The organism is Burkholderia sp. LA-2-3-30-S1-D2, from assembly GCF_001523915.2.
GTDB classification, from domain to species: Bacteria; Pseudomonadota; Gammaproteobacteria; order Burkholderiales; family Burkholderiaceae; genus Burkholderia; species Burkholderia diffusa.
In genome coordinates, this window is sequence record NZ_CP013385.1 from 372,214 (window position 1) to 395,066 (window position 22,853).

Annotated in this window: 23 protein-coding genes and 2 pseudogenes; 9 read left to right on the plus strand and 16 right to left on the minus strand. The window is 65.5% G+C overall.

The genetic code is table 11. The features are described 5' to 3' along the window. The first annotated feature begins 69 nt into the window (after positions 1-69). Positions 70-1,029, plus strand: a complete 960-nt coding sequence (locus WS66_RS30745) for an alpha/beta hydrolase (RefSeq protein WP_059603665.1) — start codon at positions 70-72, stop codon at positions 1,027-1,029. Positions 1,030-1,255: 226 nt separating this feature from the next. On the opposite strand, the gene WS66_RS30750 is transcribed toward WS66_RS30745, so the two are convergent. Further along, positions 1,256-2,227, minus strand: a complete 972-nt coding sequence (locus tag WS66_RS30750; protein WP_059603668.1) for a MerR family transcriptional regulator — start codon at positions 2,225-2,227, stop codon at positions 1,256-1,258. A 378-nt stretch (positions 2,228-2,605) separates the two neighbouring features. Here WS66_RS30750 and WS66_RS30755 point away from each other — a divergent pair, with 378 nt between their 5' ends. Then, positions 2,606-4,135 carry a cryptochrome/photolyase family protein gene (locus WS66_RS30755; protein WP_059603677.1) on the plus strand — a complete coding sequence of 510 codons (1,530 nt, stop codon included), beginning with the start codon at positions 2,606-2,608 and terminating at the stop codon, positions 4,133-4,135. Between the two features lie 289 nt (positions 4,136-4,424). On the opposite strand, the gene WS66_RS30760 is transcribed toward WS66_RS30755, so the two are convergent. Continuing rightward, positions 4,425-5,447, minus strand: a complete 1,023-nt coding sequence (locus WS66_RS30760) for an NAD(P)/FAD-dependent oxidoreductase (protein ID WP_236873013.1) — start codon at positions 5,445-5,447, stop codon at positions 4,425-4,427. A gap of 285 nt (positions 5,448-5,732) precedes the next feature. Here WS66_RS30760 and WS66_RS30765 point away from each other — a divergent pair, with 285 nt between their 5' ends. From WS66_RS30765 to WS66_RS30790, 6 genes and pseudogenes are all read left to right on the plus strand, one after another. Further along, positions 5,733-6,485 (plus strand): SDR family NAD(P)-dependent oxidoreductase, encoded by a 753-nt coding sequence (locus WS66_RS30765; RefSeq protein WP_059603671.1) that lies wholly within the window; start codon positions 5,733-5,735, stop codon positions 6,483-6,485. 2 nt (positions 6,486-6,487) lie between these two features. After that, on the plus strand, positions 6,488-6,943 hold the full coding sequence (locus tag WS66_RS30770; RefSeq protein ID WP_236873014.1) for a DUF3429 domain-containing protein: 456 nt from the start codon (positions 6,488-6,490) through the stop codon (positions 6,941-6,943). Between the two features lie 24 nt (positions 6,944-6,967). Then, a pseudogene (locus WS66_RS30775) lies at positions 6,968-7,123 on the plus strand (IS256 family transposase); the annotation flags it as partial. Further along, a pseudogene (gene sdhA, locus WS66_RS30780) lies at positions 7,105-8,628 on the plus strand (succinate dehydrogenase flavoprotein subunit); the annotation flags it as partial. The pseudogenes WS66_RS30775 and sdhA, both read left to right, overlap by 19 nt. 21 nt (positions 8,629-8,649) lie before the next feature. Next, a complete protein-coding gene (locus WS66_RS30785; RefSeq protein ID WP_108064779.1) occupies positions 8,650-9,351 on the plus strand; it encodes a succinate dehydrogenase iron-sulfur subunit in 702 nt (233 codons plus the stop codon). A 106-nt stretch (positions 9,352-9,457) separates the two neighbouring features. Further along, positions 9,458-9,652: a hypothetical protein gene (locus tag WS66_RS30790; RefSeq protein ID WP_059608019.1), complete on the plus strand. Its 195-nt coding sequence runs from the start codon at positions 9,458-9,460 to the stop codon at positions 9,650-9,652. A 9-nt stretch (positions 9,653-9,661) separates the two neighbouring features. Here WS66_RS30790 and WS66_RS30795 read toward each other — a convergent pair whose 3' ends face one another. The 13 genes from WS66_RS30795 to WS66_RS30855 form a co-directional block, all read right to left on the minus strand. Next, positions 9,662-10,366 carry a sigma-70 family RNA polymerase sigma factor gene (locus tag WS66_RS30795; protein ID WP_059608033.1) on the minus strand — a complete coding sequence of 235 codons (705 nt, stop codon included), beginning with the start codon at positions 10,364-10,366 and terminating at the stop codon, positions 9,662-9,664. A 116-nt stretch (positions 10,367-10,482) separates the two neighbouring features. Further along, complete coding sequence (folE, locus tag WS66_RS30800; RefSeq protein WP_059608020.1) at positions 10,483-11,214, minus strand: GTP cyclohydrolase I; 732 nt, start codon at positions 11,212-11,214, stop codon at positions 10,483-10,485. A gap of 135 nt (positions 11,215-11,349) precedes the next feature. Beyond that, a complete protein-coding gene (locus WS66_RS30805) occupies positions 11,350-12,135 on the minus strand; it encodes a hypothetical protein (protein ID WP_059608021.1) in 786 nt (261 codons plus the stop codon). A 599-nt stretch (positions 12,136-12,734) separates the two neighbouring features. Next, positions 12,735-12,905, minus strand: coding sequence for a DUF2256 domain-containing protein (locus WS66_RS30810; protein WP_082729077.1), 171 nt, complete (start codon positions 12,903-12,905; stop codon positions 12,735-12,737). Between the two features lie 109 nt (positions 12,906-13,014). Continuing rightward, complete coding sequence (locus WS66_RS30815; RefSeq protein WP_059608023.1) at positions 13,015-13,542, minus strand: chalcone isomerase family protein; 528 nt, start codon at positions 13,540-13,542, stop codon at positions 13,015-13,017. A gap of 1 nt (position 13,543) precedes the next feature. Beyond that, complete coding sequence (locus WS66_RS30820) at positions 13,544-14,761, minus strand: SAM-dependent methyltransferase (RefSeq protein WP_059608024.1); 1,218 nt, start codon at positions 14,759-14,761, stop codon at positions 13,544-13,546. Next, positions 14,758-15,612 (minus strand): DUF1365 domain-containing protein, encoded by an 855-nt coding sequence (locus tag WS66_RS30825; protein WP_059608025.1) that lies wholly within the window; start codon positions 15,610-15,612, stop codon positions 14,758-14,760. Before WS66_RS30825 ends, WS66_RS30820 begins: the two co-directional genes overlap by 4 nt. After that, positions 15,609-16,913, minus strand: coding sequence for an NAD(P)/FAD-dependent oxidoreductase (locus WS66_RS30830; protein WP_059608026.1), 1,305 nt, complete (start codon positions 16,911-16,913; stop codon positions 15,609-15,611). The genes WS66_RS30825 and WS66_RS30830 overlap by 4 nt, the downstream gene beginning before the upstream one ends. A gap of 92 nt (positions 16,914-17,005) precedes the next feature. Further along, positions 17,006-17,626, minus strand: a complete 621-nt coding sequence (locus tag WS66_RS30835; protein WP_059608027.1) for a lipocalin family protein — start codon at positions 17,624-17,626, stop codon at positions 17,006-17,008. Then, positions 17,623-18,723: an SAM-dependent methyltransferase gene (locus WS66_RS30840; RefSeq protein WP_059608028.1), complete on the minus strand. Its 1,101-nt coding sequence runs from the start codon at positions 18,721-18,723 to the stop codon at positions 17,623-17,625. Before WS66_RS30840 ends, WS66_RS30835 begins: the two co-directional genes overlap by 4 nt. Further along, entirely contained in the window at positions 18,720-19,553 is an 834-nt protein-coding gene (locus tag WS66_RS30845) for a DUF1295 domain-containing protein (protein WP_059608029.1), read from the minus strand. The genes WS66_RS30840 and WS66_RS30845 overlap by 4 nt, the downstream gene beginning before the upstream one ends. 151 nt (positions 19,554-19,704) lie before the next feature. Continuing rightward, positions 19,705-20,439 carry an anti-sigma factor gene (locus WS66_RS30850; protein ID WP_059608030.1) on the minus strand — a complete coding sequence of 245 codons (735 nt, stop codon included), beginning with the start codon at positions 20,437-20,439 and terminating at the stop codon, positions 19,705-19,707. Beyond that, positions 20,436-21,047: a sigma-70 family RNA polymerase sigma factor gene (locus WS66_RS30855; protein ID WP_059608031.1), complete on the minus strand. Its 612-nt coding sequence runs from the start codon at positions 21,045-21,047 to the stop codon at positions 20,436-20,438. The genes WS66_RS30850 and WS66_RS30855 overlap by 4 nt, the downstream gene beginning before the upstream one ends. A gap of 251 nt (positions 21,048-21,298) precedes the next feature. Between WS66_RS30855 and WS66_RS30860 the strand changes: the two genes are divergently transcribed. Next, positions 21,299-21,868, plus strand: a complete 570-nt coding sequence (locus WS66_RS30860) for a lipocalin family protein (protein WP_059608032.1) — start codon at positions 21,299-21,301, stop codon at positions 21,866-21,868. A gap of 282 nt (positions 21,869-22,150) precedes the next feature. Here the strand turns inward: WS66_RS30860 and WS66_RS30865 are convergent, their stop codons facing one another. Further along, complete coding sequence (locus WS66_RS30865; RefSeq protein ID WP_034203524.1) at positions 22,151-22,810, minus strand: carbonic anhydrase; 660 nt, start codon at positions 22,808-22,810, stop codon at positions 22,151-22,153. Between the last annotated feature and the right edge of the window lie 43 nt (positions 22,811-22,853).

Genomic DNA, 22,853 nt, shown 5'->3' on the forward strand with positions numbered 1-22,853 from the left:
CGCGCAAGTTCCGTAAATCCCCATACACGGCGGCGGATGCGACCGGAATCGTCAGGTAAGGAGATTTGCATGAACATGAAAGCCGGACTGACCGTCCTGTCGGTGCTGCTCGCGGTCGGTTTCCTCTGCGCGTGTAGTCCGGTGCGGCTTCTGAACGCGCTAACGCCGAGGTACACGTTCAGTCTTTTCGCAGATATCCCGTACGGACCCGGCGAGCGTCAAGTGCTCGACGTCTACTTGCCCGCGCGCGTCTTGCATCACTGGCCGGCCGATGCGAATGCGGGCGCGCCTGTGGTCGTGTTCCTTTACGGCGGAAGCTGGCAGTCCGGTGAGCGCAAGGACTATCTGTTCGTGGGAGAGGCCTTGGCTTCGAGGGGTTTTGTTGCCGTGTTGCCCGACTATAGGACGTATCCGGCGACCACCTTTCCCGGTTTCGTCGACGATGCGGCGCAGGCGGTGGCGTGGGCACGCGAGCACGCAGTTGCGTTCGGCGGCGATCCGCGTCGCCTGTTTCTGATGGGGCACTCCGCGGGCGCACAGATTGCCGCATTGCTTGCGACCGACGGCCGCTATCTGGCGGCACAGGAGATGCAGAAGAGCGATATCGCCGGCGTGATTGGTCTGGCCGGCGCTTATGACTTCCTGCCGCTGCGTGATGCAACGCTTGAAAAGATATTCCCGCAGGAAGCGCGTGCGGCGAGCCAGCCGATTCGATTCATTCAGGGTATCGAGCCGCCGATGTGGCTGGCAGTCGCGGAGAACGACACGGTGGTCGATCCCGGCAACACGTACCGCTTCGCGCGCGCATTGCAAAACATGGGCGACACCGTCGTGGTCATGCGTTACAGGAACGTGAGCCATGCGTCGATCGTCGGTGTTCTGGGCGCGCCGTTGAGAGGGGTGGCGTCAGTGCTCGACGATCTCTCCGCGTTCACGGATCGCGTCGCGAAGGCGTCGAATGCTGGAACCGCGAGCGGGCAGCCGACAACCCCTGCCGCGGTGGCTCGCTCTTCGGTTCCGGCTCGATGATCGAGGAAAGCCCTGCGTTGCACCCGCAGGTGTGCCGGTCCTGGATCGACGGCTTGTCGTGCGGTCGGACAAACCCGCGGCGTCGCCGCTCAACGACGAACGCGTCGCAAGAGGGTGGCACTCGCTGTCAGCACATTGCGCGCGACGATGCGCTTGACACGTGTGCTGCGCAGCATCGCCACCTATCGTCGCGGGCAGGTCGGAACAGTCAGCGGCGCTTGCCGCGCTACAGCGCCTTCAGCTCCGGCGTCGTTCCGCCCAATCCCTCTTCGCGAAGAATGATGGCAAGCGCCGTCTCGAGCAATTCGGCCGCGCGGTTCGCTGCGTCTCCGAGGTGGCGGTGCAGCAGCGCATCGGCCGGCGATCGCGACACGCATTCGTCACTGTATCGCTCGAACGCACCGAGCTGCATGATCAATTCGGAGAGATGACGCGGGCACTCGCATTTGACGGTGGTGGACAGGCCGCTGAGCGACGCGAGCGTCGCTTCGTCGAAGCGTCGCCGCGTGCGCAGCCAAAGCCCGCGATCCGCCTCGTTCGACTGGCGCGCCTTGACGACGGCTTGCGCCAGTCTCGAAATGATGGATGCGGGGTTGGTCTGGCCTTCCGTCGACCGGAAAAGCTCGAACCCCGACAGACGCGCCAGCTCGACCGCCTCTGCGGTGCCGAACGCGTACACGACGGCCACGGCATGCGCGTTGAGCTTTTGCGCCAAGGCAGCGAGCTGCGAGACGACATCCTCATGGAGCGACGTGGTCGTCGCGATGAGGGCGTCTACTGGCGTACTCGCATGCTCGCTCGCGTCGTCAAGCGAGTCGATTCGTGCGGCGATCCGGATTCCCATTCGCTCTACCGCGGCTTCCGAAATCGAAAGCGCACCGATGACCGCGAGGCTCACACCCGCCTCGGGAAGCGCCGGGCCATGCGTATTCGTCAGCGACAACGCCTCGAGTTCCTCGCGGCTCAGGCTGGCGATCGAGCCGATCGCGTGGCCCTGATTGACGAGCGCTTTCAGCAAACGAATTCGCTGTACGTCGTCGTCCGAGTACATCCTTTGTCCGGACGGCGTTTTGGGCGGAGCAATCACGTCATAGCGCCTTTCCCAGATCCTCAGCGTTGCTGCAGGCATGCGCGCCAGACGCGCGGCCTCGCCGCTGCGATAGCGGTGAGGAGTATCGCGATCCTTGCGAGGGGGCATCGTTGCTCTCCTAAAGTCGACGTACTGTTGTCTCAGGATTGTACGCAGTTTGCCTGAAATTTGAAGCAGGAAAGTGATTCAATATGCGGATTTTTGCCCGGAAAGCTGGTTCGCGAAGTGCGAGCCGACTAGAATGCTTCGGAGCGGTACCGCTCGGTGTCGCGAGGTCAGTCAGGTCGCGCGGTGCGGGGCGCTAGCTAGGAGGGGCAAGGTGTCTCGTTCGATGCGCAATGACGCGGGCGTTTCCAGACAGCGCCGCCGACGGACGGGCGAGCGTGGTCGTGACGCGGCGACAGATTCTGGCTTGGGGCGTGCCGCGAAGCGGCGATGCAGGTGTCTCGACAACCCAGGCAGCGATCATCAATGGCGAAGCGTTCCATGAAGACATTAAGGCTTGTCCTCGGCGACCAGCTGGACCCGAATCATCATTGGTTTTCCGATGTCCGGGCTGAAACGACATACGTGCTGATGGAAGTTCGGCAGGAGACCGACTACACGCTCCATCACGCTCAGAAGCTGATTGCCATCTTTGCGGCGATGCGTCGCTTCGCGAAACTGTTGCGCGATGCGGGCCATCGCGTGCACTACATCGAGATCGACGACCCGCTCAATCGCCAGGCCATTCCCGCCAACCTGGACAGTGTCGCCGAGCTTCACGGCGCAGCGTGCATCGAGTATCTGCTGCCCGACGAATGGCGTGTCGACCAGCAACTGAGCGCCTATGCGGCAGCGGCGAGCGTGCCGGTTCGCGCGGTCGATACCGGTCATTTCTACACGACGCGCGACGAGGTCGGGCGGGTGCTCGGAACGGGCCGATCATGGATCATGGATCGCTTCTACCGGAACATGCGCGTGCGCCATCGCGTATTGCTCGACGGGGAAGGGCAGCCGGCAGGCGGGCAATGGAACTACGATGCGGAAAACCGCCAGGCTTGGTCCGGCTCGCCTGCGGAACCGGCCGACTGGCGTCCGCATCACGATCATCGCGCGCTGTGGCGGCAGATCGTGGCGGCTGGGGTGCGCAGTTTCGGGGAGCCGTCGGCCGACGACTTCCGCTGGCCCGTCGATCGAGCCGAAGCGCTCGCCTGCCTCGACTCCTTCATCCGGCACGCACTGCCGTTTTTCGGGCAGTTCCAGGACGCGATGCATGGGAGTGCTCGGCGACTGTTCCACTCGATGCTGTCGTTCGCGCTCAATGTGAAAATGTTGAATCCGCGCGAAGTCGTCGCGCGGGCCGAGCACGCGTATCGCAGTGGCGCGGCACCGCTTGCCGCGGTCGAAGGGTTCATCCGGCAGATACTGGGCTGGCGCGAGTTCGTGCGAGGTGTGTACTGGGCACGCATGCCGGGCTATGAAAAAAGCAATGCGTTCGGTCATCGCGGCCCGTTGCCGCATTGGTTCTGGGATGGCCGCACGCGAATGGCCTGCATGTCGCATGCGTTGCGGCAGTCGCTCGAAGACGCGCATGCGCACCATATCCAGCGGCTGATGGTGATCGACAACTTTGCGCTGCTGGCCAGGCTGGATCCGCACGCGGTGCATGAATGGTATCTCGGTGTCTATATCGATGCGTTCGAATGGGTCGAGATGCCGAACACGCTCGGCATGAGTCAATTCGCCGACGGCGGCGCAATGGCAACCAAGCCCTACGTTTCCAGCGCCGCGTACATCCATCGGATGAGCAATTACTGCAAGGGCTGCGCATACGACCGCAATGCCCGAACCGGTGCGCGCGCATGCCCGTTCAACGCGTTGTACTGGGACTTTTTCGATCGGCACAGGGACGCGCTGCGACACAACCATCGGCTTGCGATGGTCTATCGGCAGCTCGCGCGTTTCGATAACGAGGCGCTCGAAGCGATTCGCATGCAGGCGGACAGCGTCGTACGGAATATCGAATCGCTGTAGGCCGTTCGGTCATCGGCCGCCTTCGTCGAAATCGACGTGTGCGAAGCGTGCGCGTACGGCGTGAGTGCGTCATTCGCTTTGGATCGCCAATGATCTCCATTGCCTCGCGCCGGCGCAATCCTGCCGACCGCCGAGCGGCGCGTTCGCGAAGCGAAGCGAAGCGAAGCGGGTTCGAGTGTTCGACGTGGTTTGAACGGCGAGGCATCACGCGAGCGCAGCAACCCGGGCCGGCAAGCGAAGGCGCGCTCGGGTCGCCGCCGTGATGCGGCGGCGATCCGAGCGGTGCCGCTCAGCGCGTGATCAGGGTGTCGGCCACCGCGCTGCCGAGGCCGGTGCCGCTGAGCCATGCGCCTTCGATCTTGCCGCCGCCCAGCCAGTCGCCGCAAAGTCCGATGCGCGGCCCCGCCCGCCACGCAAAGCGGCCGGGAGCTGCAACAGACGACGACGCCAGCTCGGCATAGCGCCAGCGATGGGCAGTTGCCGTGTCGGCGGTGGCGCCCACGATGTCTCGAAAGGCGTCCAGCAGCGTGCGCGTTATCTGCTCGGGCGGTGCCTCCAGATGAGCCTGGCTCCACTCGGGCGTCGCGTGCAACACCCAGGTGCTCACGCCGGTGCGCCCGGGCTTGGATGTGTCATGGGCGATCCAGCCAAGCGGACCGAAATTGACGAATGCGGCGTCGAAGCCCGGATCGGGCAAATGGCCGCACTGCGCCATCACTGCCCAGGCCGGGCGCATCTCGGTACGCTGGGCGATCACCGCGAGACCCGGTTCGGCGCGCCGCAGGAGCGGTACGGCCTGCGGCGCCGGGACTGCAACGATGACGACATCGTGATGCCCGGCCAGCGCACCCCGCTCGGCCGAGATCAGTCGCCAGCCCTGTTCGTCGTGCATCAACTCGGTGATGGTGGTCTCGAGCACCGTCTCGATTCCCGCCGACAGATGCCGCGCCGGTGCAGTCATGCCCGGCACACCCACGTATCGCTGAGCTGGCGCGAGCAATTCCCGCGGCCCGAGCGAGCCAATCGATGCGACGCGCGCGGCCCACGGGGCGGCTGCGCCGCTGGCGACCCATCGCGCGACTTCGGCGGCGAATGCCGGATGTTGCGCAGTGAAATACTGCGCGCCGTGATCCGCCTGCCAGCCGTCCGCGCGACGCGTACTCGTTCGCCCGCCCACTCCACGGCTTTTCTCGAACACCGTCACTCGATGACCCGCTTCGGCGAGGACGTGCGCACAGGCCAGGCCGGCAATTCCCGCGCCGACGATCGCGATGGTGGCGGGTGAGTCGGAAAATGCAGTCATCTGATTCATCTTAAAAAATGCAGAATAGTGCGCACATTTTGCGCGCTCACACCAGAATTCTACGTCATGCGAGCGTCCGCGGCTGGATTCTGTGACCGTTGACCCGAATATACTGCGTCATGTTCTTATAGTGAGTCACAATGTCGCTTCATTCGACGCAAAAATGGCATAGAATGAAGTCCGTAATCAATGGCATGACGCGACCCGGTCGCGCATCGCGCGGCGGTCGTCGAGCGCCGCGCATGCAGGCGCCGGAGTCGCCGTACGGGACGGATGCTCGCAACAGGAGTCACCATGGCTTTTGTCTGGATCTGTGGTGCAACGGGGGCCGTTGGCAGCGCACTCGCGCGTCGTTTGAACGCCAAGGGCGTTTCAATGGTGCTCACCGCACGAAACGCGGATCGTCTCGGCGCCCTTGCCGAGACGATGTCGCGCGAGCGTGTGGTCGTTGCGCCTGCCGACGCGACTGACGCGGCGGCGCTCGATCGCGCGCTCGAGACGGGCATCGAGCGCTTCGGCGTGCCCGACGGGCTCGCGCATTGCGTCGGCTCGATCGTCGTCAAGCCGATGCATTCGACTTCGGATGCGGAACTGCACGACGCGTTCGCGGCGAATTACTTCTCGGCATGGAACGCATTGCGCGCGTTCGTCCGCGTGTTGCTCGCCGCTCGGGCCGGGGGCAGTGCGGTGCTGTTCGGCAGTGTCGCTTCGAGAGCAGGCTTCCCGAACCATGAGGCCATCCCCAGCGCGAAAGCCGCGGTGGCCGCGCTCGCGCAGTCGGCGGCCGCCACCTACGCGGCGCGCGGGATTCGCGTCAACTGCATTCATCCCGGCCTGATCGCCTCGGCAATGTCCGCGCGTCTGGCCAGTGCGCCGCAGGCCGCGAAGCGCCTCGCGGACGCGAATCCGCTCGGACGGCTCGGCGCCGGCGACGATCCCGCCGCGCTTGCGGCGTTCCTGTTGAGCGACGATGCATCATGGGTGACCGGCCCGCAATTCGGCGTCGATGGCGGCCAGGGCGCGCTGATCGTTCCGCCGAGGCCATGACCATGCCTGCGGTCCTGCGTCGTTACCGCGTGCCCGCAGCGTTGGCGCTGGCCGGCCTCGTGCCGTTCATCGCGCTGTCGTGGCTGAGTGTCCACGCGTCGGCTGCCAGTGACGATTACGTGCACGCGCTGCTGAACTACGCCGCGTGTATCGCGTCGTTCGTCGGCGCCGTGCATTGGGGTGTCGCGCTGCGTGCAGCCGAATCGCCGCCCCGCCAGCGTGTTCTCTACGGGTGGAGCGTGATTCCCGCCTTGATGGCGTGGGCCGTGCTCATGATGCCTGGCATCGGCGCGCGACTCACGGGAATGGCGATCGTGCTCGTCGCCTGCGCGGCCGTCGACGGCATCCTGTGGAGAAAGGATTTCATTCCGGCCTGGTATTTCGCGTTGCGGTGCCTGTTGACGAGTGTGGCAGGCCTGTCGCTAGAGCCTATCCGGTCTTTTGTGTGTGAGGCATAAACTGAAGGCCAAGGAGCCACTTTTATGCCACGCAAACGCAAAGAAGAAGTAACGATTGAGCCGGGCAAGGGCTTGAACCTGGACCCGGAACTGATCAAGCAACTGGTGCCCGGGACGCTGGACCGGGCGACGATCAACGAGCAGCTCGCTGCGCTCAAGAAGGCGACCAGGACGCGATCGAGTTCATGTGCCGCGAAGCACCGAACGTCGTGTATGAACTGGAACACTTCGGCATGCCGTTCGACCGTAACGCGGACGGCACGATCTACCAGCGTCCGTTCGGCGGCCACACCGCGAACTACGGCGAGAAGCCGGTCCAGCGCGCGTGCGCGGCCGCCGACCGTACCGGTCACGCGCTGCTGCACACGCTGTACCAGCAGAACGTCGAGGCGAAGACGCAGTTCTTCGTCGAATGGATGGCGCTCGACCTGATCCGCGACGCGGAAGGCGACGTGCTCGGCGTGACGGCCCTCGAGATGGAGACGGGCGACGTCTACATCATGGAAGGCAAGACGACGCTGTTCGCGACGGGCGGCGCAGGCCGGATCTTCGCGGCATCGACCAACGCGTTCATCAACACCGGCGACGGCCTCGGCATGGCTGCACGCTCGGGCATCGCGCTGCAGGACATGGAGTTCTGGCAGTTCCACCCGACCGGCGTGGCCGGCGCGGGCGTGCTGATCACCGAAGGCGTGCGCGGCGAAGGCGGCATCCTGCGCAACGCGAACGGCGAGCGCTTCATGGAACGCTACGCCCCGACGCTGAAGGATCTGGCGCCGCGTGACTTCGTGTCGCGTTCGATGGACCAGGAAATCAAGGAAGGCCGCGGCGTCGGTCCGAACAAGGACCACGTGCTGCTCGACCTGTCGCACATCGGCGCCGAGACGATCATGAAGCGTCTGCCGTCGATCCGCGAAATCGCGCTGAAGTTCGCGAATGTCGATGCGATCAAGGAACCGATCCCCGTCGTCCCGACGATCCACTACCAGATGGGCGGCATCCCGACCAACATCCATGGTCAGGTCGTCGGCACGTCGCGCGGCCACAAGGATCCGGTCAACGGCTTCTACGCAGTGGGCGAGTGCTCGTGCGTGTCCGTGCACGGCGCGAACCGCCTCGGTACGAACTCGCTGCTGGACCTCGTGGTGTTCGGCCGTGCGGCCGGCAACCACATCGTCGAGCACGTGAAGAACCAGAAGGAACACAAGCCGCTGCCGGCCGATGCAGGCGAATTCTCGCTGGCGCGTCTGAACAAGCTCGACAAGTCGGCCTCGGGCGAGTACACGCAGGACGTCGCCAACGACATCCGCGCGACGATGCAGAAGCACGCAGGCGTGTTCCGCACGTCGGCACTGCTGAAGGAAGGCGTCGATCAGATGGCCGGCCTGAAGGCGCGCGTGGAAAACATCCACCTGAAGGACAAGTCGAAGGTGTTCAACACCGCGCGCGTCGAAGCGCTCGAGCTGGAGAACCTGATCGAAGTCGCGCGCGCGACGATGGTGTCGGCGGAAGCGCGCAAGGAAAGCCGCGGCGCGCACGCCCACAGCGATTACGAACACCGCGACGACGACAACTGGCTGCGCCACACGCTGTGGTACAGCGAAGGCGATCGCCTCGACTACAAGCCGGTTCAAATGAAGCCGCTGACGGTCGACTCCGTGCCGCCGAAGCCGCGCACGTTCTAAGCCGAGTCAAAGGAATCCGAAATGGCAAAACGCATTTTTGAAGTCTACCGCTACGATCCGGACAAGGACGCGGCGCCGCGCATGCAGACGTACGAGCTCGAGATCCAGCACGAGCGCATGCTGCTCGACGCACTGGTCAAGCTGAAGGCACTGGACGAGACGCTGTCGTTCCGCCGTTCGTGCCGCGAAGGCGTGTGCGGTTCGGACGCGATGAACATCAACGGCAAGAACGGTCTCGCGTGCCTGACGAACCTGAACGACCTGCCGCAGAAGATCGTGCTGCGTCCGCTGCCGGGCCTGCCCGTCGTGCGCGACCTGATCGTCGACATGACGCACTTCTTCAACCAGTATCACTCGATCAAGCCGTACCTGATCAACGACGCGCCGCCGCCGGAGAAGGAACGCCTCCAGTCGCCGGAAGAGCGCGACGAGCTCGACGGCGTGTACGAGTGCATTCTGTGCGCGAGCTGCTCGACGTCGTGCCCGAGCTTCTGGTGGAACCCGGACAAGTTCGTCGGCCCGGCCGGCCTGCTGCAGGCGTACCGCTTCATCGCGGACAGCCGCGACACGGCCACCGGCGAGCGCCTCGACAACCTGGAAGACCCGTACCGTCTGTTCCGTTGCCACACGATCATGAACTGCGTCGACGTTTGCCCGAAGGGCCTGAACCCGACGAAGGCGATCGGCAAGATCAAGGAACTGATGGTTCGTCGCGCGCTATGAGATCTCGGCGCGCGTGAAATGGCGGGGGTGTCGATGGGCACCCTCGGCTCGGGTGGGGTACACATGCGCATCTGCGCTACGATCGCCGGGCGCATGTTGCCCGGGCATGTTGCCGCTCGATCGACGATCGTTCGTTATCCACACGGCGCGCAATGGTGACGGCACGTTTCCGATCCTCGAAGGATCGGCGAACTTGCGCGCAATACTCGGCTCCCGCCGCTACAAATATCGATTCAACGGCTACGCGGATCGCAGCCGTCGCTTGGTCCGCCTCGCGCAACGCGATCGAACCGAGAAGTGACTCGCCCGCTCATTGCTCGAGATAGATTTTGAGTCGCATCAGGCTGCGGCGAATCCAGCTCTTCATCGTGCCGAGCGGCACCTGCATGCGCTCGGCCAGCTCCGCATACGATGCGCCGCTGTGAAACGCTTCCCGCAGCACATACGCCTGGCGCTCGCCCAGATGCGCGAGCCCGCGCTCCAGACGCAGGCGCTCCTGGCTAGCCTGCGCGCCGAGGTCGGGCGTCGGACTTTCGTCGGGGATCGACAGCGCCAGCTCGTCGTCGAGCGGCACCTCGCGGTGCTGCCTGATCCGGTCGATGGTCCGATTGCGCGCGAGCGTCATCAGCCATGTCATCGCCGTGCCGCGTCTGGCGTCGAATGAATCGGCACGACGCCACGTCGTCGTGAACACGTCCTGGAGCAGGTCTTCCGCTTCATGGCGGTCGCGGATCATCCGGACGATCGCGCCGTACAGCCGCGCCGCCGTCAATCGATACAGCTGCGCGAACGCGTGCTCGTCGCCGGCGGCGACGCGCGACAGCAATCGGTCGAGTTCCGCATGCGCGTCGGAGGCTTCATCGGGCTGAACGACCGCATCGGCGGTGAATTCGGTTCTGCCGCCCGGGCGTGACCTCCCGCGGGACGCGCCCCGGCGCTGCTGCCTGCCTGACTGCAGCGTCGTCGATCGACCCTGGCCGGCGGACGGGCGGAGTGAATCGTGCGACCAGTTCATCGGGAACTCCGCATGGCTTTGAGCTTCCTGCTGTTGCGCGCCCGCGGTGACGAGCGGACGCGGATCATGACCAAGCACTGCGCCGGTGCATTCGTCGCGAATGCCTGCCGCGCGCTTTACGCATTCTTTCCGGACAACAAGGCGAGAAACTCGCGGCGAAGCGACGCGTCCGCGAGAAATTTTCCGCGCATCACGCTGTTGGTCATTTTTGCCTGGTCGTCCTTGGTGCCGCGCCAATGCATGCAGAAGTGCTCGGCCTCGAGCACGACGGCAAGCCCGTCGGGCGAGATGCGCGATTCGAGGAGGTCGGCAATCTGCTTGACCGCTTCTTCCTGGATCTGCGGGCGCGTCATGACCCAGTTCACCAGCCTTCCATACTTCGACAGGCCGATCAGATTCGACGTGGCGCTGGGCAGCACGCCGATCCAGATGCGGCCCATGATCGGGCAAAGATGATGCGAGCAGGCGCTGCGCACGCGCAGCGGCCCGACGATCAGCAGCTCGTCCAGCCGCTCGACGTTCGGGAACTCGGTCACGGATGGCGCTGCGTCGTAGCGGCCTGCGAACACTTCACGGATGAACATCTTCGCGACGCGCCGCGCGGTTTCGCGGGTGTTGTGGTCGTTGTCGACGTCGATCACGAGCGAGCGCAGCACGGCTTCCATTCCCTGCGCGACTTCGTTTTGCAACGCATCCAGCTCGCCGTCGCGCAGGTGCGCGGCGATGTTGTCGTTTGCATGGAAGCGCGCGCCCGCGTTCTCAAGCCGACGACGAATGATGTGCGACAGAGGAATGCCCTCGTCGATCGCAGTCAAGGTGTGCTCGGGAGCGTCGATCAGATTTCCCATTTCGGTTCGTTTCTCGAGGTTAGGTGGTGCTGCGATGGATCACGACTGAGACGATGCGATGATTGACTTGTGTTCCGTGGGTAAAAACCGTGTGGACGCTGCCGCCATTTCGACGACGCATCCAGCGGGTGACGCTCACCTGCGCGCGCGCCGGCGTGCATGGCGACCCGGCAGCGTCACCGGAGATCCGACTCTGATCGCGCACGACGGACCCATCGGCGTTGCCGGGGCCCAGCCGTCGACGTCGCGGAGGAACCGCAATATCGGGTCGTTCTCCGCCGGCTTCGCCGAGAACGTGAGGGCGACGGATTGTTGCAGCTTCGCCAGCACGAGCGCCTCGTCGATGCGGCCGCCGACCGAGCGAAACAGGTGGAAGCCTGCAAGGCGAACCACCGATAGGGCTTGCGCGCTGCCGCACTCATAGACGATCGCGGCCGCGCGGACACGGCGCGCCTGCGCCAGCGACACGAACTGATTCGCCAGATCCACGTGCAACGACGAGACCTCGGCGATCAGGGCGTCGACATCGAGGCCGGGCTGCCGCAGCGCCCGCGACACCGATTCGACACGCTCGCTGACGCGCAGGCCGACTCGCTCGACCGTTTCGTCGGATGCAGTCAGGCCGCCCGTGACGAGCAGCGTCGGGCACGCGCCAGCCGCGATGGTGTTCGATCGCCGTTCGGGCAGTGCGCCGTTCAGACCGGCGCTTGAACACCGGTCGGTCACCTGCGGCGAGCGGCACCGACAGCGATGGCCGCGTTGCTGCGCGGCGACCCGCAAGCGCGATGCAACCGGCCGGCCGGGCGCCGCACCGGGCTGGTGTGACGGGCTGCGTGCCGTGGCGACGGCCACGCGCGCCATCAATGAAGCCGGACAGGCCAGGAACCGGCGCGGCTTGATGTCGTGATTGCGTGTTGGCACGGGGCCTCCCTCGGTCGATTCATGCGTCACAGCTGGGATTGTATGCAAATTTTCTGGAAAGTGAAGCGGAAACTCGACTCACCGAATAATTTGTACCGGAAATTTTGGCGTCAAGCGTCCAGTCAGAGTCGGAAAATGGCGTTATCAGTGCACTAACGCTCATTACGAGGAGGGAGTTGTATATAAATAATACGCGCGAAACGCATTTTGACGTCATCGAATTGGCAGCGATTCGATGCCTAGACGGGCCACAATGTGCGCCTATAAGTGTGAAAATTCGATGCGCACATCCATCTTGTCTCACCTTTATGAGTCAATGCGTCGGAACACGGCCGTTCGCGCAAGCGAACATGACCGCGCTTTCACGCTAGCGTCATACAGGCTGATGCGGGGTGGAGTGACTCGCCTGGAGGCGACCGTGCACGCTCCAAACCAGACGGCCGTGGGGAAGGGTAGATGGGCCGCGCTGACGAGCACGCCTGCGCCCACCGGTGCCGATCGATCCTGGTGAACCGAAGCAGGGCGAGCATTCCGTCTCGGCGCGTTCGAAGCGCTACCCGGGCCCGCGCGCCGCTCGCGATCGGCTCATCAATGCGAATTCAACGGCCTGAAGCGTTCGTCTTCATGCCGGAGGGCGACCGCCGATTCCGGCGGCAACGCTCCGAGCAATATCGGACTTCGCCCCAGACCGCCTTCCATTTCTTTCTCCAGCTGAAAGGCAAGACGCAGGTCTCGCATATCTTGTCAGGCAAGTGCGTCTTGTTGGCCATCGCGAATCACGCGTCGAGAAGGATCACTGGCGAACTGTCCCGTCGATCGATGCTGTCGGCATCGATACGATGCACCGGTCACCGCCGCTAACCATCGCTCACCATCGAATCAGCGCGCATCGTCGCCCAGCAGCTGACGGCGCAACGATTTTGCCCGCGTGCGCGGGTCGAGCCAGATCGCGAAGAACGCGCGCGCAAACGCCGGGTCGGTCACGTCGGCCGTGAGGCGGCCGTTGGTGTAGAAGCGTGCGCCGCGCTCGGGAAAATACACGCCGCAAAGCACGTCACCGCGCGATACGTCGGTAAACGCCCGTTCGATATCGCGGCGCCATGCATCGAGTGTCGCAGCCGGCAACGGCGCGGGTGCGAGGCGCTCGATCTCGTCCATGCCCGTCGAGACGAGCCGCTCGCCTTTCACGTCGTGACGGTAGGCCAGCGACAACGCAAACGGCGTGTCGAACGCGCCGGGAGACCGGGGCGCCCAAAGCTGAGCGTCGTACAGACAGATGCCCAGTATGCAGAACCGGCCGGATCCGATCAGTCGCGCCGATGCGATATCGTCGGCGCAGCTCGCGCCGGCGTACAGCGGTGCAGCCAGCGCCGCGGCCGCGGCGAGCATCGCAAGCCGGCGCCTCATGTCAGCCGCCCGACGACACGATGAAATGCATCACGTCGGTTCGCCGCTCGGCAAATCCCGCTTCGCAATAGGCGAGATAGAGGCGCCAGGTGCGAATGAACGTCTCGTCGAACCGTTGCGCGCGCACCGAGTCGATGCGTGCCTCGAACGTGGCCCGCCAGGTGCGCAGCGTGCGTGCGTAGTCGTCGCCGAACGCAAGCACCGGCTCAGCAGCCAGGCCAGCCCGCCGCGCGGCATCGACGAAGCGCTCCGGGCTCGGCAGCATCCCGCCGGGAAAGATGAACTCGCGGATGAAGTCGCTCGACGCGCGGTAGGCCTCGAATTGCGACTCGACGATCGTGATCGATTGAATCAGCGCGCGAGCACCGGGCTTCAGGCGCTGCCTGAGCGTGTCGAAATACACCGGCCAGAACGTTTCGCCCACGGCCTCGAACATCTCGATCGACACGATCGCATCGTATTGGCCGTCGACGTCGCGATAGTCGCGCAATTCGAGCGTGACCCGATCGGACAGCCCGGCGCGCGCGATGCGCTCGCGGGCCAGTGTGTATTGCGCCTGCGAGATGGTGACGCCATGCACGCGTATGCCTTGCCGTGCGGCATGCACGGCGAAGCCGCCCCAGCCGCACCCGATCTCGAGCACGCGCATGCCCGCGCGCAGGCCGAGCGAATCGACGATGCGCTGATACTTCGCCGTTTGCGCGTCGGCGAGCGAACGCTGCGTGTCGCCGTCGAAGCATGCGCTCGAATACGTCCACGTGTCGTCGAGCCACAACCCGTAAAAGTCGTTGCCGAGATCGTAGTGCGCGTGGATGTTGCGGCGGCTGCCGGCCCGCGTATTCATCCTTAGCCGGTGACGCAGCGCGTACCAGACGCGTGCCAGGCGGCCGCCGGTCACCGTCTTCGCGATCACCGGCTGATTGCGGATCGCGAGGCGCAGCAGCGCGACGAGTTCGGGCGTGTCGATCCAGCCGGCGCGATACGCTTCCGCGAATCCGATGTCGCCCGCGCGCAGGATCGCACGGCACGCCCGCCAGTCGCGGACCTGCAGCGTCGCGGCCGGCTGGCAGTGCGGATCGCCGAACACATGCTGCGCGCCTTCGGGCGTTACAAGCGTCAGGTGGCCGTCGCGGATTTGTCGTAGAAGCGCGATGAACAACCGGGCCGAGAGCGGCATCGCCGGTTGCGATGCGGGAGACAGCAGGCGCAGCAAGGTCATGGACGAGCCTCGTGATCGGACATCGCCGAGCGGCCGCGTGGCGACGCGCCCGGCGAACGGGACAATGGCGAATCGGCAGCGGCAGAACGGCCGGGGGGCGTCTTGCCATAGAACGGCACGCGCGCGAGCCACAGCCGCAGCGCTTGCCAATGAATGCGAATGACGACGTTGATCGCGTTAAGCGGCTGCCGGGCCAGCGCGCGCCACGCGCGTGCCGCCGTCAGCGGCGCGGACCGCATGCCGATTGCCGTGCGCAGCAGCAGACCGTCGTCGTCGCGATAGTCGATCGCCACGTTCAGATGATCGCCGCGCTGACGCACGCGAAACGCGTAATCCCCGACGACGTCGCAAAACGGCGAGACATGAAACGTCTTGCGGCAGACGAGCACGGTGTCGGCTCCGATCGGCGCGTGGTGCATCGTACTCATCAGGTAGCCGTGGTGCGCACCGAACGTGTTGCGCACATCGGCGTACAGCGCGCGAAGCCGGCCCGCGCGGTCGTAGCAGTACCAGAAGCTCACCGGGTTGAACGCGTAGCCGAAGATGCGCGGAATCGTCTGCAGCCAGATCGGGCCGTCGGCGGGAATGCCGGCGTGCGCAAGGACATCGCGCATCCACGGGCCGAGCGCGCGGCCGTCGCGCGGGCCGTAGTCACGCAACGCGAGTCCGAGCGGGCGCCAGCGATCGATACCGAACCAGTTGCCATCGATCTCGTCCAGCCGTTCGACGTCGCAGCAGACCTGGAAGACCGGATACGTGAACGCATGGCGCACGGGCCGCAGCCGTTCATGCATCACGTTGCCGACGAGAAGCCGGGCGGCCGTGCCGTCGCGGGCAAAGGGTGCGCTCATGGCTTGGCCCAGGCCGGAGCGACACCGAAGTCGCGGGCGACGCGCAACGCGGACTTCAGCCCGTCCTCGTGAAAGCCGTAGCCCGTCCACGCTCCCGCGAACCAAGTATGGCGCGGCCCTTGCAGTGCCGGCAGACGTTGCTGGGCGTCGACGGCCGCGAGGTCGAGCAGCGGATGCTCGTAATCGTAGCGGCCGAGCTGCGTGCCGGGGGCGGGCTCGTCGACCGGATTCAGCGTGACGACGACCGGCGAGCGGAACGGCAGCGGCTGCAACTGGTTGAGCAGGTAGCTCACGCACACGGGCGACTCGCCACCGCTGCGCCCCGGCCGGCCGCTCAGGTAGTTCCACGCCGACCACACGCGTCGGCGGCGCGGCAGCAACGCCGTATCGGTATGCAGCACCGCGACGTTGTGCTGATAGCGCACGGCGCCCAGCACCTCGCGCTCGGCGTCGCTGGCATCCGCGAGCAGCCGCAGGCTGGTCGGCGCATGGCAAGCCAGCACGACCGCGTCGAACCGCTCGTGACCGGCCGTGTCGGTGACGACGGTCACGCCCGCGTCGTCGCGCCGTATCGCGCGGACAGGCGTATTCAAGCGCACGTCGTCGAGCGTCGCGGCGATGCGCTCGACGTACCGCCGCGCGCCGCCCGGGACCGTCCGCCACGGCGGCCGGTTGTTGACCTGCAACAACGCGTGATTGAGGCAGAAGCGCAGGAACGTCGCCGCCGGAAACCGCAGGATGTCGTTGGCCGCGCTCGACCAGATCGCGGCCGCCATCGGCAGCAGGTAGTGACGCTGGAACGATGCGCCGTAGCCGCCGGCCGTGAGCAGTTCCCCGACCGAAAGGCGCTCCCGGTTCGCCGATTCCAGGTGATCGTGCGCGGACGCGTTGAAGCGCAGGATGTCGCGCAACATCCCGAGAAAAGTCGGCGAGAACAGGTTGCGGCGTTGCGCGAACACCGTGTTCAGGTTGCTGCCGGCCCATTCGAGCCGGCCGCCGTCGACCGAAACCGAAAACGACATGTCGGTCGAATGGGCGGCCACGCCCAGTTCGTCGAACAGCGCGATCAGGTTCGGATAGGTCCGGTCGTTGAACACGAGGAATCCCGTGTCGACGGGGTGGCGTGCGCCGTCGAGGTCGACGTCGACCGTGTGCGTGTGACCGCCGAGATAGTCGGCGGCCTCGAACAGCGTCACGCGGTGACGGCGAGCAAGCAGGTACGCGCTGGCAAGGCCCGCGATGCCGGCGCCGACGACGGCGATCCGCCGGCCAGGCAACGACACTGAAAGTTCCGGGTGCATCGCGAATGGTCTCCGTCAATCACAAGAGCAGGTTCGGGAATGACATATGCGGATATACGAGCCACGGCACGCTGCGGATGCAGCTGCTGCCTTCATTCGCGTTCGCCGGGCGATGCGAAGCCCGGCTTGCCGATCTGGTCCGGTGTTTGCGGCACCCGCCTGAAGCGCGACGTGTCGTAACCCATCGCATCGAGCCGGGCGAGCAGCGAGCGATAGGTGGCCTCGTCCATCGTCGGCTCGCGCGAGAAGATCCAGCCGAGCGTCTTGCCCGGGTAGCCAAGGATCGTGTACCGGTAGTCGGGGTCGATGTAGAGCGTCAGTTGCGTGACATACACAGGCCAGAACAGCCGCACGCGCCATTCGCCACCGCCGCTGCCGGGCTTGACGGAGTCGACGAACCGATAGCGCTTCTCGGGCTGGTCGAAGCCGCCTTTGCGGCCGACGAATGCGTCGTCGATCCGGCCGTCTTCGCGCAGGCTCCACTCGGCCCGGCTGCCGACGAAGTCGCGCTCCGCGAAATACGGGATGTTGGCGATCACGTACCAGCGGCCCATGTAGCGCGGCAAGTCGACGGGCACCGTCGACAGCGGAACGGTGGCGCGCGGATTCGGGTTCGGCGGGCTGCCCGAGCAGCCGGCGGCCCCGATCGCGAGCACCGTCACGAACGCAACGGCGACGCGGCGGAGAACCCGGTGCAACAGGGCGGCCCTCATGCACGCCCCCGGCGCTTGTCGAACAGGTAGTGGGCGACGCCCCATTCCTGGCCGTCGGCATAGCCGAACAGCTCGGCGACAGCCATGTAGAACATCCGCCAGCGCTGGAACCAGATGCGGGCGTCGGCGCCGTAGACCGTTTCGAGTATCGGCATGACCCGGTGGCGCGCCGCGTCGAGCGACGCGAGCCACTGATTGGCCGTGCGGGCGTAGTGAGTGCCGTCGAGCCACCATTGGCGGGCGATGCGCACGTCGTCCTGGAACCGCAGCAGCAGATCGGCCGACGGCATCGTCCCGCCCGTGAAGAAATGGCGCGACATCCAATCGGTGTCGTCGCGCACCGCGAAGTGATAGGCGAGTAGCTTGTGCGCGAAGATGTGCACGAAGAGCTTGCCGTCGTCGTGCATCCAGCGCGAGATTTTCGCGAGCAGTTGCCCGTAGTTCTTCATATGCTCGAACATCTCGATCGAGAGCACGCGGTCGAAACCGGCGTCCTCGCGACCGAAGTCGAACTCCACCACGTTGCCGGTCACGATTCGCAGATTCGTCAGCCCGCGCTGCGCCGCGCATTGCTCGATGAAGTGGCGTTGACCGTGCGAATTCGACAGGCCGACGATCTGCGCCGCCGGATACCGCTCGGCGAGCCATAGCGACAGCGAACCCCAGCCGCATCCCAGGTCGAGAATGCGCTGGCCATCCGCCAGCTCTGCGCGCTGCGCGTACAACGCAAGCATTGCCTCCTCTGCCTGCGCCAGCGTTTCGTTGCCACGCGGGTAGTAGCCGCACGAATATTTGAGCCGCGGGCCGAGATGGGCCTCGAAGAAACTGCCGGGCACCTCGTAATGCTGCGTGTTCGCCGCGTGCGTCTCGATTGCGATCGGGCTCGCGCCCAGTTCGCGCACCAGTGCGTCGAGGGCCGCCACGCGCCGTTCGCCGTCATACGCGTACTCGGCGCGCAGGCGTTGCCGCATGAGCGCGCGCATTCCGGTCCGGATCAGCCGGTCCGGCAGCCAGCCGCGCTCGCAGTAGCGAATCAGCCAGGTGTCGTTGGGTGCAGCCATAGAGGCCGGCGACGGTTGCGAGGTGGTAGCGGTCATGATCGCGTGCTCCGGTCTTCAGGGTGATCGGGTCGAGTGGGGGAAGGGCTGGGCGCCGGCTTCGGCGGCCACGGAACGATGGCGCTGGTCGTGCGCATGTACTCGCGGTAGCCCGGCCGGGTTTGCACCAGACGCGCTTCGAGCAGCGGCAAGCCGGATACCTTGAGCAGCAGCCATGCCATCAGGACGGGCGGCATCAGCGTCAGCCAGCCCCACGGCATTCCGATCGCAAGGGCCGTGTAGGCGAGCCAGTGCACGCACTCGAAAAAATAGTTGGGGTGCCGCGAATAGCGCCACCATCCGACGCGACAGACCTGGCCGCCGTGGTCGGGACTCGCGAGGAACCGCTTGAGTTGCCGGTCGGCGGCAGTCTCTCCGGCGACGGCGGCGATCCAGATCGCGACTGCCGCTGCAATCGCGAACCGGGACGGGGCTTGCACACTGTATGCGGGGATGAAGAACGCGAGCGACAGCAACATGGAGATCAGCGCTTGGAACTGGAACAGCCAGAACATGTTGCGTGGCGCGGCGTCGCCCCACTGCAGGCGGAACTGTCTATAGCGCGGGTCCTCCGGCTGCCCGCGATTGCGCCGCCACAGGTGCCGCGCGAGTCGCAGCCCCCAGATGCCGCCACCGGCGGCCACGAGCGCGCGATTCAGATCCGAGCCGGTTGCCAGCACGGCGACGAATATGGCTACGCAGCCGAGCGTCGCGGCCCAGACCGGATCGATCATCCCGGCGTTCCGGGAATGCAATTGGGTAATCCACACTGCCGTGAAGGACACGATCAGTCCGACGAAGGCGAGGAGGGCAACGGCGACGGCGGGCATACGGGCTCCGGGGACGCGATATCCCTTTATACGGAGCCGGAGACCGAACGGATGCAACCGGATGCGACGAGATGCGGCGCGATCCCGTCGAGCGTGAAAGCAACGGGCGGCACGCTGCCGCACTTTACGCGTTGAGCGCGCGTTGCGCGCGTCAGGCGATGTGCATCGAGCCGGTGGCGAGCACAGGCCCGGTGGGTTGGCCGCTCGGCGAGCCGCCGCGAGGCTCGAGCGACACGGCGAGCACCGCGCGTGCACCGAGTTGCGCGACGATCGCTTGCGGCAGCGTCATCGACGCCGGCGCGTTCGACGCGAATACGCCGAGCGAGATCGGCTTCGCATTCGGCGGGATCAGCCACAGTTCCGTCGAGCGATCCGCGGCGACCGGCGGCGTGTTCGCGGGCACCACGACCATCCGGGCACGGCGCAAGTCGACCGTGGCGGTCCATCGTGCAACGCCATCCGCTTGTGCGAGCGTGGCCGCCATGTAGCTGCTGTCGACGGCAGCGGGGCGCTGCGGCGCTTCGCCCACCCGGATCACATTGACTGTGAGCAGCCCCAGCGCCGCCGCGCTCGCGCCAATGCCGACCCAGCGCCAAAGTGGCAGGCTGTTCCACCATCCGCCGGCTGGCGCGGAGCGGCGTGCGCGCGGCGGCGGGATGAAGCCCAGGTCGTGCTGGATCCTCGTCCAGATTCGCGCGGGCGGGTCGACGGGCGTGATGTCGTCCGCGAGCGGGGCGAGGCGGCGCTGCCAGCGATCGAGCGTGGCTTGCAATACCGGGTCGCGAGCGGCGGACTGCTCCAGCTCGCGGCGTGCGTCTGCGTCGAGCACGCCGAGGGCGTATTCTGCGCAGCGCAATTCGGAATCGTGATCGGCCGGCGTATTCATTGCTCCAGGCACACCTTCAGCTGCATCAGGCTGCGCCGGATCCAGCTCTTCATGGTTCCGAGCGGCACGCGCAGCCGCGCTGCCAGCTCACTGTAGGTCGCACCGCTGAAGAAGGCTTCGCGCACCGCGCGGCCTTGCTGCGGATCGAGTTGCGCCAGGCAGCGCTCGAGGCGCTGGCGCTCCTGCGTCGCCTCCGCCAGCGCGGCGGGCGTCGGATCCTCGTCGGGAAGCTCCAGCACCTGTTCGTCGTCGAGCTGCGCGTCGCGATGCTGCCGCAAACGGTCGATCGTCCTGTTGCGCGCCAGCGTGATCAGCCACGTCATCGCGCCGCCGCGCGCCGGGTCGAACGCTTCGATGCGTCGCCACGCGGTCGTGTAGACCTCCTGCAGGAGATCCTCGGCTTCCCCGTGATCGTGAAGCATGCGCACGATTGTTCCGAACACGCGCGACGCGGTCAGCCGGTACAACTCCGCGAAAGCCGCCTGATCGCCGGCTGCTGCCTGAAGCATCACCCGATTCAGATGTTCGCGGCGCGCGACATCCGCATCGGCGTCGCGCGAAGGGGCTGACTGGTCGAAACCTTTGGCACCGTTCGGCGTGTCGCTCATGCGAAGTGGGTGGCACGGATCGCCATGGTGTGAATGTCGAGCGAAATATAGCACTGTCGGACGCATTTTGATTGAACGATCTGCGGCCGACCCGCTGCAGGTTGTGCCGGGCGACGCGCGTTGTGAGACCCTCAGCCAGATACGAGCGACTCGGACACGGGGATGCAGGCAGCCGCGACATTCGGCGGATGCTGCAGCCCACCGTTGGTTGGGTGCACAATGGCCGCGTTTCGTGCCTGGAGAGCCATTGAATGAAGCGAAGTACCCTTGGTAGACCGCTGCGGACGGCGAGTGTGATCATTGCGGGCGCAGCACTCCTGCTCGCGGGATGCGCAGGCCTGGCCGGCGGGCCGAGCGGCAATGCGCATGTTCCGCAGCCCGCGAGAACCGTTGATCTCGATCGCTACGTCGGCCGATGGTACGAGTTCGCGCGCTACGAGAACCGGTTCGAGCGCGGCTGCGCCGGGGTGACGGCCGAATATGCGAAGCGGGAAGACGGTCTCATCGGCGTGCGCAATACCTGCCACGAAGGTCGACCGGACGGCCGCGCGCGAACCTCCGACGGGCGCGCAAAGATCGTGGCCGATAGCGGCAATGCAAAGCTGAAAGTGTCGTTCTTCGGGCCTTTCTTTTTCGGCGATTACTGGGTGCTCGATCACGCCGACGACTATTCATGGTCGATCGTCGGTGAACCGTCGGGTCGGTTCCTGTGGATCCTGACGCGCGACGCGAAGCCCTCCGCTGAACAGGCCGCGGCGCTTGTTGAGCGGGTCCGGACGCTCGGTTACGACACGACGATGCTGCTGCGCACTGCGCATTAGGGCGACCACACTGCAACCGGCATGCGCGGCCTCATTAGGTGCGGGCAACGCCGCGTTCCGTATGCGCCGTGCCGATGACGGTTGCGAAGGAGAGGAAGCGGAGAGGCTGGTCGAAGACCGAAGTCGCGTGACGTTGCTCGATGCACGTCACGCGAAACGGCGTCAGCCTCGACGGCGCTAGATGCGCGCGGGGCTGATCGATACAAACGGGCGCCTGCGTACCCGTTCTGTTCGGCGGGGCGTTGTGTTCGCGCCCGATACCGGGCGCGAACCGTTCGGGGGCTAGACCTGCCCGCGATTACGCGAGTTCACCGCGACCACCGTGGGCGACTCGGCCAGCGGGACAAAATGTCGGGTGGTGCCATCCAGCGCATCGATGCCGCCTGTCTCGATGTCGTAGACCCAGCCGTGCAGATTCAGACGTCCTTGCTCCAGCGCAAGCGCGACGGAAGGGTGAGTGCGCAGGTTGGCAAGCTGCGCGATCACGTTTTCGCGCACGAGCCCGTCGAGCTTCGCGCGCGGCGAGTCGTATTCATGCGCGGCGTTGATGACTTTCGCGGAATCGGCATGACGCAGCCAGTTCGCCACGGCCGGCAGATGATCGAGGCAGGTGCAGCGCGAAATCGCGCCCATCGCACCGCAATCGGAATGGCCGCAGATCACGATATCCCGAACGCCGAGAACGGCGACCGCGTATTCCACGGTGGCCGACACGCCGCCGGGTTCCGGGCCGTACGACGGCACGATATTGCCCGCATTGCGGATCACGAACAGTTCGCCCGGCTCGCGCTGAGTGAGCAGCTCAGGCACGACTCGGCTGTCGGAGCACGTGACGAACAGCGCCTTGGGATTCTGTGACGTCGCGAGTTGCTTGAAAAGCGCCTCACGTTGCGGGTAGATGTCGCGCTGAAAACGCAGAAAACCGTCGATGATGTCTTGCATGCTCGCTCCAGAACTTCAGTCGAATGATCAGCGCAGTAGCGGC

What these genes read in the sequence shown, in the direction of transcription:
- WS66_RS30810 (WP_082729077.1), bottom strand. Translation starts at nt 12,905, where the DNA reads ATGGCCAACAAGACGCACTTGCCTGACAAGATATGCGAGACCTGCGTC.
- WS66_RS30855 (WP_059608031.1), bottom strand. Translation starts at nt 21,047, where the DNA reads ATGAGCGACACGCCGAACGGTGCCAAAGGTTTCGACCAGTCAGCCCCT.
- folE (WP_059608020.1), bottom strand. Translation starts at nt 11,214, where the DNA reads ATGGGAAATCTGATCGACGCTCCCGAGCACACCTTGACTGCGATCGAC.
- WS66_RS30860 (WP_059608032.1), top strand. Translation starts at nt 21,299, where the DNA reads ATGAAGCGAAGTACCCTTGGTAGACCGCTGCGGACGGCGAGTGTGATC.
- WS66_RS30835 (WP_059608027.1), bottom strand. Translation starts at nt 17,626, where the DNA reads ATGAGGGCCGCCCTGTTGCACCGGGTTCTCCGCCGCGTCGCCGTTGCG.
- WS66_RS30825 (WP_059608025.1), bottom strand. Translation starts at nt 15,612, where the DNA reads ATGAGCGCACCCTTTGCCCGCGACGGCACGGCCGCCCGGCTTCTCGTC.
- WS66_RS30820 (WP_059608024.1), bottom strand. Translation starts at nt 14,761, where the DNA reads ATGACCTTGCTGCGCCTGCTGTCTCCCGCATCGCAACCGGCGATGCCG.
- WS66_RS30865 (WP_034203524.1), bottom strand. Translation starts at nt 22,810, where the DNA reads ATGCAAGACATCATCGACGGTTTTCTGCGTTTTCAGCGCGACATCTAC.
- WS66_RS30765 (WP_059603671.1), top strand. Translation starts at nt 5,733, where the DNA reads ATGGCTTTTGTCTGGATCTGTGGTGCAACGGGGGCCGTTGGCAGCGCA.
- WS66_RS30770 (WP_236873014.1), top strand. Translation starts at nt 6,488, where the DNA reads ATGCCTGCGGTCCTGCGTCGTTACCGCGTGCCCGCAGCGTTGGCGCTG.
- WS66_RS30790 (WP_059608019.1), top strand. Translation starts at nt 9,458, where the DNA reads ATGTTGCCGCTCGATCGACGATCGTTCGTTATCCACACGGCGCGCAAT.
- WS66_RS30745 (WP_059603665.1), top strand. Translation starts at nt 70, where the DNA reads ATGAACATGAAAGCCGGACTGACCGTCCTGTCGGTGCTGCTCGCGGTC.
- WS66_RS30795 (WP_059608033.1), bottom strand. Translation starts at nt 10,366, where the DNA reads ATGAACTGGTCGCACGATTCACTCCGCCCGTCCGCCGGCCAGGGTCGA.
- WS66_RS30815 (WP_059608023.1), bottom strand. Translation starts at nt 13,542, where the DNA reads ATGAGGCGCCGGCTTGCGATGCTCGCCGCGGCCGCGGCGCTGGCTGCA.
- WS66_RS30760 (WP_236873013.1), bottom strand. Translation starts at nt 5,447, where the DNA reads ATGAATCAGATGACTGCATTTTCCGACTCACCCGCCACCATCGCGATC.
- WS66_RS30785 (WP_108064779.1), top strand. Translation starts at nt 8,650, where the DNA reads ATGGCAAAACGCATTTTTGAAGTCTACCGCTACGATCCGGACAAGGAC.
- WS66_RS30830 (WP_059608026.1), bottom strand. Translation starts at nt 16,913, where the DNA reads ATGCACCCGGAACTTTCAGTGTCGTTGCCTGGCCGGCGGATCGCCGTC.
- WS66_RS30750 (WP_059603668.1), bottom strand. Translation starts at nt 2,227, where the DNA reads ATGCCCCCTCGCAAGGATCGCGATACTCCTCACCGCTATCGCAGCGGC.
- WS66_RS30850 (WP_059608030.1), bottom strand. Translation starts at nt 20,439, where the DNA reads ATGAATACGCCGGCCGATCACGATTCCGAATTGCGCTGCGCAGAATAC.
- WS66_RS30840 (WP_059608028.1), bottom strand. Translation starts at nt 18,723, where the DNA reads ATGACCGCTACCACCTCGCAACCGTCGCCGGCCTCTATGGCTGCACCC.
- WS66_RS30845 (WP_059608029.1), bottom strand. Translation starts at nt 19,553, where the DNA reads ATGCCCGCCGTCGCCGTTGCCCTCCTCGCCTTCGTCGGACTGATCGTG.
- WS66_RS30755 (WP_059603677.1), top strand. Translation starts at nt 2,606, where the DNA reads ATGAAGACATTAAGGCTTGTCCTCGGCGACCAGCTGGACCCGAATCAT.